The 12,462-nt window shown below is 36.1% G+C and carries 13 protein-coding genes; 11 read left to right on the forward strand and 2 right to left on the reverse strand.

Annotation, left to right across the window (positions count from 1 at the left end):
* The first annotated feature begins 174 nt into the window (after positions 1-174).
* The 4 genes from ACMZ6U_RS02020 to ACMZ6U_RS02035 all read left to right on the forward strand — a co-directional run bounded on the left by ACMZ6U_RS02020 (position 175) and on the right by ACMZ6U_RS02035 (position 4,409).
* Positions 175-855, forward strand: coding sequence for a Crp/Fnr family transcriptional regulator (locus ACMZ6U_RS02020; protein WP_416105985.1), 681 nt, complete (start codon positions 175-177; stop codon positions 853-855).
* A gap of 9 nt (positions 856-864) precedes the next feature.
* Positions 865-1,350, forward strand: a complete 486-nt coding sequence (locus ACMZ6U_RS02025; protein ID WP_104968771.1) for an arginine repressor — start codon at positions 865-867, stop codon at positions 1,348-1,350.
* A 335-nt stretch (positions 1,351-1,685) separates the two neighbouring features.
* Entirely contained in the window at positions 1,686-3,167 is a 1,482-nt protein-coding gene (gene guaB / locus ACMZ6U_RS02030; RefSeq protein ID WP_416105986.1) for an IMP dehydrogenase, read from the forward strand.
* Positions 3,168-3,539: 372 nt separating this feature from the next.
* Positions 3,540-4,409, forward strand: coding sequence for a GRP family sugar transporter (locus tag ACMZ6U_RS02035; protein WP_416105987.1), 870 nt, complete (start codon positions 3,540-3,542; stop codon positions 4,407-4,409).
* A gap of 15 nt (positions 4,410-4,424) precedes the next feature.
* Here ACMZ6U_RS02035 and recF read toward each other — a convergent pair whose 3' ends face one another.
* Together recF and yaaA are read right to left on the reverse strand one after the other, a co-directional pair.
* Positions 4,425-5,522, reverse strand: coding sequence for a DNA replication/repair protein RecF (gene recF / locus ACMZ6U_RS02040; RefSeq protein WP_416105988.1), 1,098 nt, complete (start codon positions 5,520-5,522; stop codon positions 4,425-4,427).
* 3 nt (positions 5,523-5,525) lie between these two features.
* Entirely contained in the window at positions 5,526-5,906 is a 381-nt protein-coding gene (gene yaaA / locus ACMZ6U_RS02045) for a S4 domain-containing protein YaaA (RefSeq protein ID WP_416105989.1), read from the reverse strand.
* An 84-nt stretch (positions 5,907-5,990) separates the two neighbouring features.
* Here yaaA and yfmF point away from each other — a divergent pair, with 84 nt between their 5' ends.
* From yfmF to ACMZ6U_RS02080, 7 genes are all read left to right on the forward strand, one after another.
* The gene (gene yfmF, locus ACMZ6U_RS02050) at positions 5,991-7,238 is read left to right on the forward strand and encodes an EF-P 5-aminopentanol modification-associated protein YfmF (protein WP_416105990.1); all 1,248 of its coding nucleotides are present in this window, start codon (positions 5,991-5,993) and stop codon (positions 7,236-7,238) included.
* Between the two features lie 2 nt (positions 7,239-7,240).
* Positions 7,241-8,515 carry an EF-P 5-aminopentanol modification-associated protein YfmH gene (gene yfmH / locus ACMZ6U_RS02055; RefSeq protein ID WP_416105991.1) on the forward strand — a complete coding sequence of 425 codons (1,275 nt, stop codon included), beginning with the start codon at positions 7,241-7,243 and terminating at the stop codon, positions 8,513-8,515.
* 72 nt (positions 8,516-8,587) lie between these two features.
* On the forward strand, positions 8,588-9,457 hold the full coding sequence (locus ACMZ6U_RS02060) for a helix-turn-helix domain-containing protein (protein ID WP_416105992.1): 870 nt from the start codon (positions 8,588-8,590) through the stop codon (positions 9,455-9,457).
* 6 nt (positions 9,458-9,463) lie between these two features.
* Entirely contained in the window at positions 9,464-10,006 is a 543-nt protein-coding gene (gene pgsA, locus ACMZ6U_RS02065) for a CDP-diacylglycerol--glycerol-3-phosphate 3-phosphatidyltransferase (protein ID WP_416105993.1), read from the forward strand.
* Positions 10,007-10,017: 11 nt separating this feature from the next.
* Positions 10,018-10,845 (forward strand): energy-coupling factor ABC transporter ATP-binding protein, encoded by an 828-nt coding sequence (locus ACMZ6U_RS02070; protein WP_416105994.1) that lies wholly within the window; start codon positions 10,018-10,020, stop codon positions 10,843-10,845.
* Complete coding sequence (locus tag ACMZ6U_RS02075) at positions 10,821-11,663, forward strand: energy-coupling factor transporter ATPase (protein WP_416105995.1); 843 nt, start codon at positions 10,821-10,823, stop codon at positions 11,661-11,663. Before ACMZ6U_RS02070 ends, ACMZ6U_RS02075 begins: the two co-directional genes overlap by 25 nt.
* The gene (locus ACMZ6U_RS02080; RefSeq protein WP_416105996.1) at positions 11,656-12,456 is read left to right on the forward strand and encodes an energy-coupling factor transporter transmembrane component T family protein; all 801 of its coding nucleotides are present in this window, start codon (positions 11,656-11,658) and stop codon (positions 12,454-12,456) included. The genes ACMZ6U_RS02075 and ACMZ6U_RS02080 overlap by 8 nt, the downstream gene beginning before the upstream one ends.
* Positions 12,457-12,462: the final 6 nt, after the last annotated feature.

Genomic DNA, 12,462 nt, shown 5'->3' on the forward strand with positions numbered 1-12,462 from the left:
CTTTTTAGATGATATGTAAGCACATTATGTCATAAGAAAATTAAAAAAGCAATAATATTTAAGCTATTCAAAATACTTAACTGGTAAAAAAATAGTCTTGTCTTGTGTTTTTTGATATAATATCTATAAGTTGCTGTAGACAAATAGGCTGAAAGGAATGTTTCGCAAACCAGAGTGATTTCAAAAGAACAGTATATCTATTTAAGAGGATTAGAGGATTTCAAACATTTTACTATTGAGCAGTTTGATCACATTGTTGCTCATATTAAGTATCGTAAGGCCTTAAAAAATCATACCTTGTTTTTTGAGGGAGATAAACGTGATACCTTATTTTTGATAGAAACAGGGCATGCTAAGTTAGAGCAAGTAGATGTTTCGGGAGATTTTATTTATACTGATTATGTGAGACAAGGAACCATTTTTCCGTATGGAGGGCTCTTTCTAGAGGAACATTACCATTTTTCAGCTGTTGCTATTACAGATGTCACTTATTTTTTAATCCCTGTGGCACTGTATGAAGAATATTCACAGAACAACATGAATCAGATGAGACACTTGTGTCAAAAATACTCACGCTTACTACAAATTCATGAAATAAGATTACGAAATATGGTTACTTCAAGTGCTAGGACACGTGTTGTTCAAACCTTGGCGACTCTTCTATTAGAAGTACCAACTGAAGAAGGTTATCTACCGTTTCCCATTACAACAACTGAGATCGCTAGCATGAGTGCGACGACTCGTGAGACAGTAAGCCATGTACTTAAAGAATTGCGGAAGCAAGATATTGTTGATTTGAAGGGAAAAAAATTATTATATAGCAATAAGCATTATTTTAAAAAATTTTTGGAATAAGGAACTGATATGAATAAAAAAGAGGCACGACATCAATTGATTCGTTCGTTAATCACAGAGACAAAGGTTCATACTCAGCACGAGTTAAGAGAGCTCCTTGAAAAAAATGGTATTTCTGTAACTCAGGCTACGCTATCACGTGATATGAAAGAACTCAATCTCATTAAAATTAATGATATTAATCATGAATCAACAGAAACTTATTATGAAATTCATAGTATTTCTCAAGAACGTTGGGAAAAACGTTTACGCTTCTATATGGAAGATGCGCTTGTGATGTTGTTTCCTGTACAACATCAAGTTGTTTTAAAAACACTACCGGGTTTGGCACAATCTTTTGGTTCTATTTTAGACTCTATTTTATTACCGGAAATTCTAGCAACCGTTTGTGGCGATGATACTTGTCTGATTATTTGTGAAGATAATGAGAAGGCACAACAATGTTTTGAAAAACTAAGTCAATACACACCTCCATTTTTCTTTTCAAAACGGTAGGTCCTTTCTTTATAAAAGGATGCTTAGATAATCATAGGTATTCGTTTTAAGATAAGATGAAAGTAAGCTGTATTGACAATGATATGTCAGATTATTACGCTTATTACTAGTGAAGAAGCAAGTTCTATTAGGAACTTGTTTCTTTTCGTAAAGGAATAACTCTTATAAAAAGCAGATTTTAAATGAGATATTGCAATTAAAAGTTCGTAAAAATACAGAAACTTTTTATTTTTAATTTTAAGAGGTTCTTGTTGAAATATCGGTTGACAAAATATTTTAGCATGATATGATAGTAAAAATAAAATTTAATTACAAGCATAAAAGGAGAATATTTCATGTCAAATTGGGAATCTAAATTTTTGAAAAAAGGCTTTACCTTTGATGATGTCCTACTCATTCCAGCAGAGAGTCATGTTCTACCAAATGAGGTGAACATGCAGACAAAATTAGCTGATAATTTGACTTTGAATATTCCTATTATTACAGCAGCCATGGATACAGTCACAGACAGCAAGATGGCAATTGCTATTGCACGTGCGGGTGGACTTGGTGTTGTTCATAAAAACATGTCAGTTCAAGCTCAAGCAGAAGAAGTACGTAAAGTTAAACGTTCGGAAAATGGCGTTATTATTGATCCATTCTTCTTAACGCCAAATCAAAAAGTTCATGAAGCGGAAGACCTCATGCAACGCTATCGTATTAGTGGTGTTCCTATTGTAGATTCTATGGATAACCGTAAATTGGTGGGGATTATCACTAACCGTGACATGCGTTTTATCTCAGACTATAATTCCTTTATTTCAGAACATATGACAAGTGAGAATCTTATTACTGCAGAAGTTGGTACTGATTTGGCTACAGCCGAGCGTATCCTCCATAAGCACCGCATCGAAAAGTTACCACTTGTTGATGAGCAAGGTCGTCTTTCAGGATTAATTACTATTAAGGATATTGAAAAAGTTATTGAGTTTCCTAATGCTGCTAAGGATGAATTTGGTCGTCTTTTGGTTGCAGGGGCTGTAGGTGTTACGTCAGATACGTTTGAACGTGCTGAAGCTCTCTTTGAGGCAGGTGCAGATGCTATTGTTATTGATACAGCACATGGTCATTCAGCAGGTGTTCTTCGTAAAATTGCTGAAATTCGATCACACTTCCCAACCAAAACATTGATTGCTGGTAACATCGCAACAGCAGAAGGAGCTCGTGCTCTTTATGATGCTGGTGTCGATGTGGTTAAAGTTGGTATCGGACCAGGTTCAATCTGTACAACGCGTGTTGTTGCGGGTGTCGGTGTTCCTCAAATCACAGCTATTTATGATGCTGCTAGTGTTGCGCGTGAGTATGGTAAAACGATTATTGCTGATGGTGGCATCAAGTATTCAGGGGATATTGTCAAAGCTCTTGCAGCTGGCGGTAATGCTGTCATGCTTGGATCAATGTTTGCTGGTACAGATGAAGCACCGGGTGAAACAGAAATTTTCCAAGGTCGTAAATACAAATCATACCGTGGTATGGGGTCGATTGCAGCCATGAAGAAAGGCTCAAGTGACCGTTACTTCCAAGGTGCTGTTAATGAAGCTAATAAACTTGTTCCAGAAGGTATCGAAGGACGTGTTGCTTACAAAGGTTCTGCAGCCGACATTGTCTTCCAAATGCTTGGAGGAATTCGTTCAGGAATGGGTTATGTTGGAGCTGCTAACCTTCAAGAACTTCGTGAAAATGCTCAATTCGTTGAAATGTCAGGTGCAGGCCTCAAAGAAAGCCATCCACATGATGTTCAAATCACAAATGAAGCTCCTAACTACTCTGTCCACTAGGAAATAGATATTCAAAGAGGGTGCAACAAAAAATCAGTAATTTACAGCGGTTGATTTCTTTGTTTCACGTTTGCAGAGTGGTGTAGAACTGTAAAAACTGATAAAATTAGCGCAATAGAACCCACTTAACCACTGAATATTGATTAGCTATTTAATAAGAATTGAGAGACTAGGATTTTTACTCTAGTCTCTTTTGGTGACTTACAAAAATAAGAAATGTTTTGACATTAGAAATAAATAAAACCATTGACAAGGCGAGTAAACTTTATTAAAGTATTTTAGTTATGATTTTTATCATAATGCTTAGTCATGGTTTGCCTATGATGTTAAGAGCATATATTTAATGACATTTTTTAATGAAAGGTATCTATTGTGGAAGGTATTATTTTTGCATTGGTTCCTATGTTTACATGGGGATTGATTGGATTTACATCAAATAAGATTGGTGGTACTGCCAATCAACAAACACTTGGTTTAACAATCGGAGCACTTTTATTTGCACTTGTTTCTTGGATTGTTGTCAGACCTGAAATGACGTGGACGCTCTGGATTTTTGGTATTATTGGAGGTTTACTTTGGTCTGTTGGGCAAAATGGTCAATTTCATGCCATGAAGTATATGGGTGTTTCTGTAGCACAACCTCTTTCAAGTGGTTCTCAGTTGCTATTAGGTAGCTTAGTTGGAGCTCTTGTTTTTCATGAATGGACGAAAACAATTCAATTTGTTCTTGGTTTATCAGCGCTTGTGATTTTGCTTGTTGGTTTCTACTTTTCAAGTCGTCAGGATAAATCAGAGTCTATTGAAGGTTTGGCAGAGAGAGATTTTCCAAAAGGTTTTAGAGCTTTGACTTATTCAACACTCGGCTATGTTTCTTATGCTGTTTTATTTAACAATATCATGAAATTCGATGCCCTTTCTGTGTTACTGCCAATGGCAGTTGGAATGTTTTTAGGGGCGCTCTTCTTTATGAGAGGGAATGTTGCTTTTGAACGTGTTGTTCTAAAAAATTCTGTTGTTGGTTTGCTATGGGGAATTGGTAACATCTTTATGTTACTTGCCGCCGCTCAAGCTGGCTTGGCAATTGCTTTTAGTTTTTCACAATTAGGAACGGTTATTTCCATTGCAGCAAGTATTCTCTTTCTTGGGGAGAAAAAGACTAAAAAAGAGCTCCAATGGATTTTTATTGGCACAGTTTTATTTGTTATTGGAGCAGTCCTATTAGGTATTGTAAAATCATATTAAAAAATCAGGTTCTGTTTAGGAACCTGATTTTATTGTACCTTGATTAATGGTAAAGACAGTCATATTCTCTGGAACTTGTTTAAGGTGATCTAGACTTGTTGTAGTGATAAAGGTTTGCACGTTTTCTTTTAAGACAGCTTCAAGTAATTTAGCTTGTCGGTAGTTGTCAAGTTCACTCATAACATCGTCAAGTAAAAGAATGGGATAGTCTCCTGTTGACTGTTTAATCAGTTCAATTTCAGCCATTTTTAAGGAGAGAATCAAGCTACGATGTTGACCTTGACTACCGAAACTAGCATTCATATTATTGATAAAAAAAGCTATGTCATCTCGGTGTGGACCGATACCAGTATTTTTTTTGAAGATATCACGTCGATGTTGATTTGTCAGTTGTTGCAAATAATCTTGACGCAATGTTGACAAATCTGTAAACTTCACAGAAGAATTGTAAGTGATTGTTAGTGTCTCTGTATCTTCTGAAATAGTGGCATGATGCTTAGCTGCCTCAATTTCCAAATCTTTAATGAACTGATGTCTATGTATTATAACGCGACTACCAAAGTCAGCCAGTTGTTCATCTAAGACTGATAAAAAGGTGGTGTCAACTTTCTCAGTATTTTTTAAATAGGCATTCCGTTGTTTTAAGACATGATTGTATTGGCTTAGATCTGATAGATAGATGGTTTTAATCTGTCCTAAATCAATATCTAAAAATTTTCGCCTTAAGCTGGGTGAGCCTTTAATCAGCTGAAGATCTTCAGGAGCAAATAAAACGACTGTTAAATTCCCGATATAATCTGACAGGCGATTTTGTTTTAAATGATTGACCTTTGTGATGCGCCCTTTATCTGATAGGTGAATTTCTAAAGGCACTTTACCATTTTGTTTATGAACAATGCCAGAAAGATGAAGATTATCTTGATTAAAAGCAATCAATTCTTTATCGGAGCGCGTACGATGACTACGTGTCAGGGATAAAAAGTAGATAGCTTCTAAAAAGTTCGTCTTTCCTTGGGCATTGCGACCAATAAAAACATTCAAATTCGGAGAGAAGTTAGCTGAAATATCTAGGTAATTACGATAGTGGTTGAGAGTAATGCTTTCAATCCACATGATTTACATACCAGGAAAGCGCACAGGTTTTTTAGTTTGTTTGGCAGTTTTTGCTGTTTTATTAGCTTTTTTGACCTGTTTCTTATTGTCTTTATTCATGTTTTTTACTAATTCAGCTACCCGATTTTTTTCATCTAAATCAAGCTGGTGCTGTTTAAATTCTTCTTTACTTGGCTGAATAAGAGTAATCGTGATCCCCTGATTAAGCAGTTCAACTTTGTCCCCACGACGTAATTTTTTCCCACGACGTTTTTCATCTTGACCATTAAATAGGACAGTATTGTCAGCCAAATAGCCCTTTATAGCACCTCCACTTTGGATGATGCTAGTTTCTTTTAAAAGAGCTTGTAGGGTAATATAGTCGTCAAATAGTTTGTAATCCATTAGTCTCTCCATATCTTATTTGAAGCCATTATACCATAAAAAATGGTATAATTTATGGAACTACTCTTTCTCAAAGGAGCCTAAATGGAAATTGTCAAAGGTGTCAATTTGCACCTCATTAAGAATGAATCTTTGAAAACTGTTCAGGTCAAATGCCGTTTTAGTGGTTACTTGGATAAGAAAAATGTAGCAAGAAGAGTTTTAGTTGCTCAGATGCTAGAGACTGCCAGTAAAGCTTACCCAACCAATCGCCATTTGCGAAAAAAATTAGCTAGTCTTTATGGTGCAAGCTTGTCAACTAACGTTATGACAAAAGGGTATACACATTGCGTTGACATCGATGCCTCTGTGATTAGTGATGCCTATAGTTTTGAATCGCATTCGTTATTAGAAGAATTACTAGATGTCTTTAAAGAGATTTTGTTCAATCCTTTAATCACGACAGAGCAATACCAGCCTGCTAGTTTTGAATTAGAAAAACAAAATGTTATGGCAGCGATTGACACTGAAAATGAAGATTTATTTTATGTAGCTGACCAAGAACTTAAAAGACAATTTTTTGGTGATGATTGTCAGGCTTTGTCAACATTGACAACTAAAGAACTCTTAGAAAAAGAAAATTCTTTCACAGCCTATCAGGAGTTTCAACGCATGTTGCAACATGATCAAATTGACATTTTTATTGTCGGTGACTTTGATGATTATGAAGTCATCAAGATTTTTCACCAGTTTCCATTCAAAGAACGTCATTTAGATTTAACTCTACTTTACAAACAAGATTATACTAATGTCATTTCAGAATATCTGGAGCAAAAAGACAGTAAGCAAAGTATTTTAACGATTGCCTATCATCTGCCTTTTAACTATGGTGATCCGGAAATGGCATCAGTCGCCGTTTACAATGCGTTGTTAGGGGAGCTACCTACTTCCAAATTATTTGTTAATATTAGGGAGAAGAAGGGATTGGCTTATGCTATCGGAAGTCACTATGATTCGTTTTCACAATTATTCACAATCTATGCGGGGATTCAAAAAGCGAATAAAACCTTAGCTTTACGACTGATTTTAAAACAGACTAAAGAATTGCGTTTAGGAAAAGTGACAAAAGCTGAAATTGAGCAAGCAAAAATTGTATTAAAAAATCAACTATTAGCTGCTCAGGATTACCCTAAACAATCCATTGAGCTAGCCTATCATCACCACTACTTTAATAGAGATAATTCAATTGACAACTTGTTGACAGAGATTGACAATGTTAGTAAAGAGTCTATCATTGCCGTTGCTAAAAGAATGAAGTTACAAGCCATATATACTCTAGAAGGGAACGCTTAAGATTGCAGAGAAATAATCGCGAATATCCAGATTTGAAACTGTTAGTTCAGCATGTAAAGCTTGACTGTGGTTTACAGTTGGTCTTGATACCTCGTCCAAACTTTAATGAAAAGCAAGTGATGATTGCAACTAATTTTGGATCTACTGCTAGCTCCATTAAACTTGCTGATGATCAAGTAGATTATCCTTTTGGAGTGGCTCATTTTTTAGAACATAAGATTTTTGAAATGAGTGATGGTAAAGATGCTTTAGAAGATTTTACAGCTCTGGGAGCAGAGGCCAATGCCTTTACGACTTATCAGCAAACAGTTTACTATTTTTCAACAGTTAATGAGATTAAGGAAGGTATCAAACAACTGATTACTTTAGTCAGAGAAAGGCATATGACACAGGAGAGTGTTAATGAGGAACGGCCAATTATTCAAAATGAAATTTTGATGTATGAAGATGATAGTGATTATCAAATGAATAAAGCCCTTTTAGCTAACCTATATCCCGATACAGCTTTGAGTGAAGACATTGCAGGAAATGAACAGACTATAGAACAAATTCGTTTGAGTGATCTGACTTCCGCCCATGATTATTTTTATCAACTGAATCAATTAACAATGGTTATTGTAGGTGAAATTGAAATTGACAACATTGTCAATGTAATTGACAGATTTGTAAACAAGGATATCGATAACACGCCAATCACTATTATGCCGATTCAAACACTTCCTATTGTCACATCAAGTCGCTTGTCAATGGATGTCACGCAACCTAAGCTAGGATTGGGCTTTAGGGTCGTAGATGAGCTAGAAGGAATGACTTGTCAGTACTATAAGACAGGCTTGAGGTTGTTTTTATCTATGTTACTGGGATGGACCTCTGAGACCTATCAAGCTTGGTATGATAACGGGCTAATTGATTATTCTTTTGATTTTCACCTTGAAGTCACTTCACAATTTAAATTTGTAACGATTACTTTTGATACGGATCAGCCGATTGCTATGACTGGAAAAGTGAAGAGATTGTTCCAAACATTTGCAACTAATGCTGACTTTTCAGAAGAGCACCTGATTCTTTTGAAAAAAGAAATGTATGGTGATTTTATAAAATCTTTAGATTCGATTGATCAGTTAGCCAATCAAGTGACACTTGCTTTGGCGGATGGTACAGATTATTTGGAAACAGGAGAACTTATCCGTAAGATATCATTGGAAGATATCCATAAGATAGCAAACCATTTTGTGTCTCATATGGAAGCAACCACTGTTACTATTTTTCCAAAATAAGTCATGGGAAAATAATGTATTTTTTGATATACTAGAGATTAACAAAAAGGATTAGAAATGAGGGGATAGTACGTGATAAAAAAATCAGTTGGAATGCGACTAAGAGATGGTCGTGAATCTAAGCAATTTGGCCTTGATGATTTGGAGTCAGTAACTGGAATTAAGTCCTCTTATCTTCTATCCATGGAAATGGATCAGTTTTCACTTTTACCAAGTAAATCTTATGAAATTTCCTATATCAAAAAATATGCTGAAGCGGTTGATTTAGATCACGAGGAATTATTACGTGATTATCATATTGCTGTCGCTGAAAAGCAAGAGAGATTGGCAGCTCAAATAGTTTCTAACGATGAAGAAACGAAGAAGGATACCGCGTCTTACAGCCGATCAGATGGTGGGCAAAAATGGACTAGTCATCGTCAAATAAAAACATCGTCAACAAGAAAGAACTTTTTCTTTCCTATGGTGTCTATGCTAGTCTTGATTATCTTGGTTAGCTTAATGTTCTTTGTTTTTTGGAAACATGATGATTTGAATGTCAACCAAGAAGAAAGTCAAACATTTCAGCAAAGGTCAACAAGCCGTGAATCCTCAACGAGTCCATCTAGTGAATTACCGATTCTTGAGGTTACTCCATCAGTAGATGGTATTAATCTGACAGCACACTTATCTAAAGCCAGAAAACCTATAGATATTGTTTTTAGTTTGTCAGATGGAGCACAAGAAATATGGTTTTCGGTATCTAATTCAAACTATGAGTCAGGAGCAACTCTTAGTCAAGAAGTTCCAACGACTCGTGTAGTCTTGTCTGAGACTACTAATGGAACCCTTATAACGCTTGGAAACACTTCTGGCATAAAAATCACTGTAAACGGTCAGGAGCTTGATTTATCATCATTATTAGCCAATACAGTAGGCTACATCACATTAACGATTGAGTAAGGTACAATGACAAAAAAAGAAAATATTCCTAATTTATTAACTGTAATTCGCATCCTCATGATTCCTCTCTTTTTACTACTAACCTCTTTTTCTAATAGTCTATTTGGTCATACCGTAGCAGCGATTATCTTTGCAGTAGCAAGTTTTACAGACTACCTAGACGGTTATTTAGCGCGTAAATGGCGCGTGGTGACTAACTTTGGTAAGTTCGCTGATCCATTAGCTGATAAGATGCTTGTGATGAGTGCCTTTATCATGCTTGTTGGTTTGGGAATGGCGCCAGCTTGGGTATCAGCAGTTGTTATCTGTCGTGAGTTGGCTGTAACGGGACTTCGTTTACTTTTGGTTGAAACTGGTGGTGAAGTTTTGGCAGCAGCTATGCCTGGTAAGATTAAAACAGTGACTCAAATGTTAGCAGTTATTTTATTACTATGTCACTTAAACTTTCTAGGAACAGTCATGCTTTATATCGCTCTGTTCTTTACCATTTACTCAGGATATGATTATTTCAAAGGTGCTGGTTTCTTGTTTAAAGACACTTTTAAATGATGAGTGAGCTTATGATTGAGGTTTCAAATTTATTTTTTAAATACCAGGAAGATCAAGAAGATTATACTCTAAAAGATGTTTCGTTTCACGTGAAACCTGGAGAATGGTTGTCTATTGTAGGACATAATGGTTCAGGAAAATCAACAACAGCTCGGTTACTCGATGGTTTGTTACTAGCAGAATCAGGTGATATTCACATTTCTGGTAAAAAGTTAACTGAAGAAAATATTTGGGAAATTCGACAAGATATTGGTATGGTTTTTCAAAATCCTGACAATCAATTTGTTGGTGCCACTGTTGAAGATGATGTTGCATTTGGTCTTGAAAACAAGGGTATTAGTCATTCTGAAATGACCAATAGAGTCACAGAAGCTTTGGTATTAGTTGGGATGACGACATTTAAAACACGTGAACCTGCTAGACTTTCTGGGGGACAAAAGCAACGCGTAGCTATTGCAGGTGCTCTGGCAACTCGACCTAAAATTTTAATCTTTGATGAGTCAACGAGCATGTTGGATCCAGATGGACGTCATGAATTGTTAGAGACTATTCAAAAAATTCGCCAGCAGTTTGATATGACAATCATTTCAATTACCCATGATTTGGATGAAGTTGCTCTTAGTGATCGTGTTATTGTCATGAAGTCGGGTGAAATTGAGTCCATTTCAACGCCTAGAGAACTCTTTTCACGAGGTAATGATTTGGTGGCTCTTGGTTTAGATTTACCATTTACCGTTCGTCTGCAGGAATCTTTGCAGGACATTGGATGGCAACCAAAAGAATATAGAACAGAAACAGAATTGGAAGATGACTTATGGGAATTTCTCTCAAAAATGTAAGTTATACCTATCAAGCTGGGACACCCTTTGAAGGGCGTGCCCTTTTTGATATTGATTTGACGATTGAAAAGGGTTCATATACGGCTTTTATTGGACATACTGGTTCAGGTAAATCAACGATTATGCAGCTTTTAAATGGTTTGAATATCCCAACTGAAGGGACAGTTTATGTTGATGATTTTGAGATTGCTTCGTCTTCCAAACCTAAAGATATCAAGTCAGTAAGACAAAAGGTCGGACTGGTTTTCCAATTTCCTGAAAGTCAGTTATTTGATGAAACTGTTTTAAAGGATGTAGCTTTTGGACCACAAAATTTTGGTGTGTCTGTAGAAGAAGCTGAAGACCGTGCTCGTCAGAGTTTGAAACAAGTAGGAATTTCTGAAGATTTATTTGATCAAAATCCATTTGATTTATCAGGTGGGCAAATGCGTCGAGTTGCCATTGCAGGTATTTTAGCTATGCAACCAGAAATACTTGTTTTAGATGAACCGACAGCTGGTCTAGATCCTAGAGGGCGAAAAGAGTTAATGACCTTATTCAAGGAATTACATGATCTAGGAATGACTATTGTCTTGGTAACGCATTTGATGGATGATGTTGCTGATTATGCTGATTGTGCCTATCTTCTTGAAAAAGGGCAAATCGTCGCTCAAGGAAGACCGATTAATCTTTTCCAAGATGTTGCTTTTTTAGAAGAAAAGAAGGTTGGAGTGCCTAAAATCACAAAATTTGCTTATCAGTTGCAAAAAAGAGGTCTCGTATTACCATCATTACCGATCACAATAGAACAGTTTAAGGAGGCAATTAAACGTGGATAAGTTAATATTAGGTCGTTATATTCCTGGTGATTCTCTTGTCCATCGCTTGGATCCTCGCAGTAAATTGATCGCAATGATGTTGTTCATTATTGTTGTCTTTTGGGCAAATAATGTAGTGACTAATATCATCATGCTAGTATTTACTTTGATTGGGGTTGTTCTTTCCAAGATTCCAGTCAAGTTCTTTATTAACGGTGTCAAGCCGATGATTGGGATTATCTTATTTACCACTTTGTTTCAAGTTTTCTTTACGACACAGGGGAATCCATTATTTACTTTTTGGGTATTTAAAATTACGGACTTTGGCTTGGCTCAGGCTTTGTTGATTTTCATGCGTTTTGTTTTAATCATTCTGATGTCAACGATATTGACCTTGACGACAATGCCTTTAAGTTTAGCTGATGCAGTGGAGTCTCTTTTAAAACCTTTACGTGTTTTCAAACTACCAGCACATGAAATAGGTCTAATGCTATCGCTTAGTTTACGTTTTGTTCCAACTTTAATGGATGATACGACGAGAATCATGAATGCACAGAGGGCGCGTGGTGTTGATTTTGGTGAGGGAAACCTTATGCAGAAAGTTAAAACGATTATTCCTATCCTGATACCCTTATTTGCGTCAAGTTTCAAGAGAGCCGATGCTTTAGCTACTGCTATGGAATCACGTGGTTATCAAGGTGGAGATGGTCGGACAAAATATCGTCAACTCAAGTGGCAGTTATCTGATAGTCTAACGATTTTAGCCTTTCTGCTACTTGGTGTCACATTATTTATGCTAAAAACAACTGTTTAAAAAAGG

This window comes from Streptococcus pluranimalium (assembly GCF_047785745.1).
GTDB classification, from domain to species: domain Bacteria; phylum Bacillota; class Bacilli; order Lactobacillales; family Streptococcaceae; genus Streptococcus; species Streptococcus pluranimalium_B.

Excerpts from the sequence above, each read along its gene's own strand:
- ACMZ6U_RS02025 (WP_104968771.1), top strand. The coding sequence starts at position 865 with ATGAATAAAAAAGAGGCACGACATCAATTGATTCGTTCGTTAATCACA.
- guaB (WP_416105986.1), top strand. The coding sequence starts at position 1,686 with ATGTCAAATTGGGAATCTAAATTTTTGAAAAAAGGCTTTACCTTTGAT.
- recF (WP_416105988.1), bottom strand. The coding sequence starts at position 5,522 with ATGTGGATTGAAAGCATTACTCTCAACCACTATCGTAATTACCTAGAT.
- yaaA (WP_416105989.1), bottom strand. The coding sequence starts at position 5,906 with ATGGATTACAAACTATTTGACGACTATATTACCCTACAAGCTCTTTTA.
- yfmF (WP_416105990.1), top strand. The coding sequence starts at position 5,991 with ATGGAAATTGTCAAAGGTGTCAATTTGCACCTCATTAAGAATGAATCT.
- pgsA (WP_416105993.1), top strand. The coding sequence starts at position 9,464 with ATGACAAAAAAAGAAAATATTCCTAATTTATTAACTGTAATTCGCATC.
- ACMZ6U_RS02070 (WP_416105994.1), top strand. The coding sequence starts at position 10,018 with ATGATTGAGGTTTCAAATTTATTTTTTAAATACCAGGAAGATCAAGAA.
- ACMZ6U_RS02075 (WP_416105995.1), top strand. The coding sequence starts at position 10,821 with ATGGGAATTTCTCTCAAAAATGTAAGTTATACCTATCAAGCTGGGACA.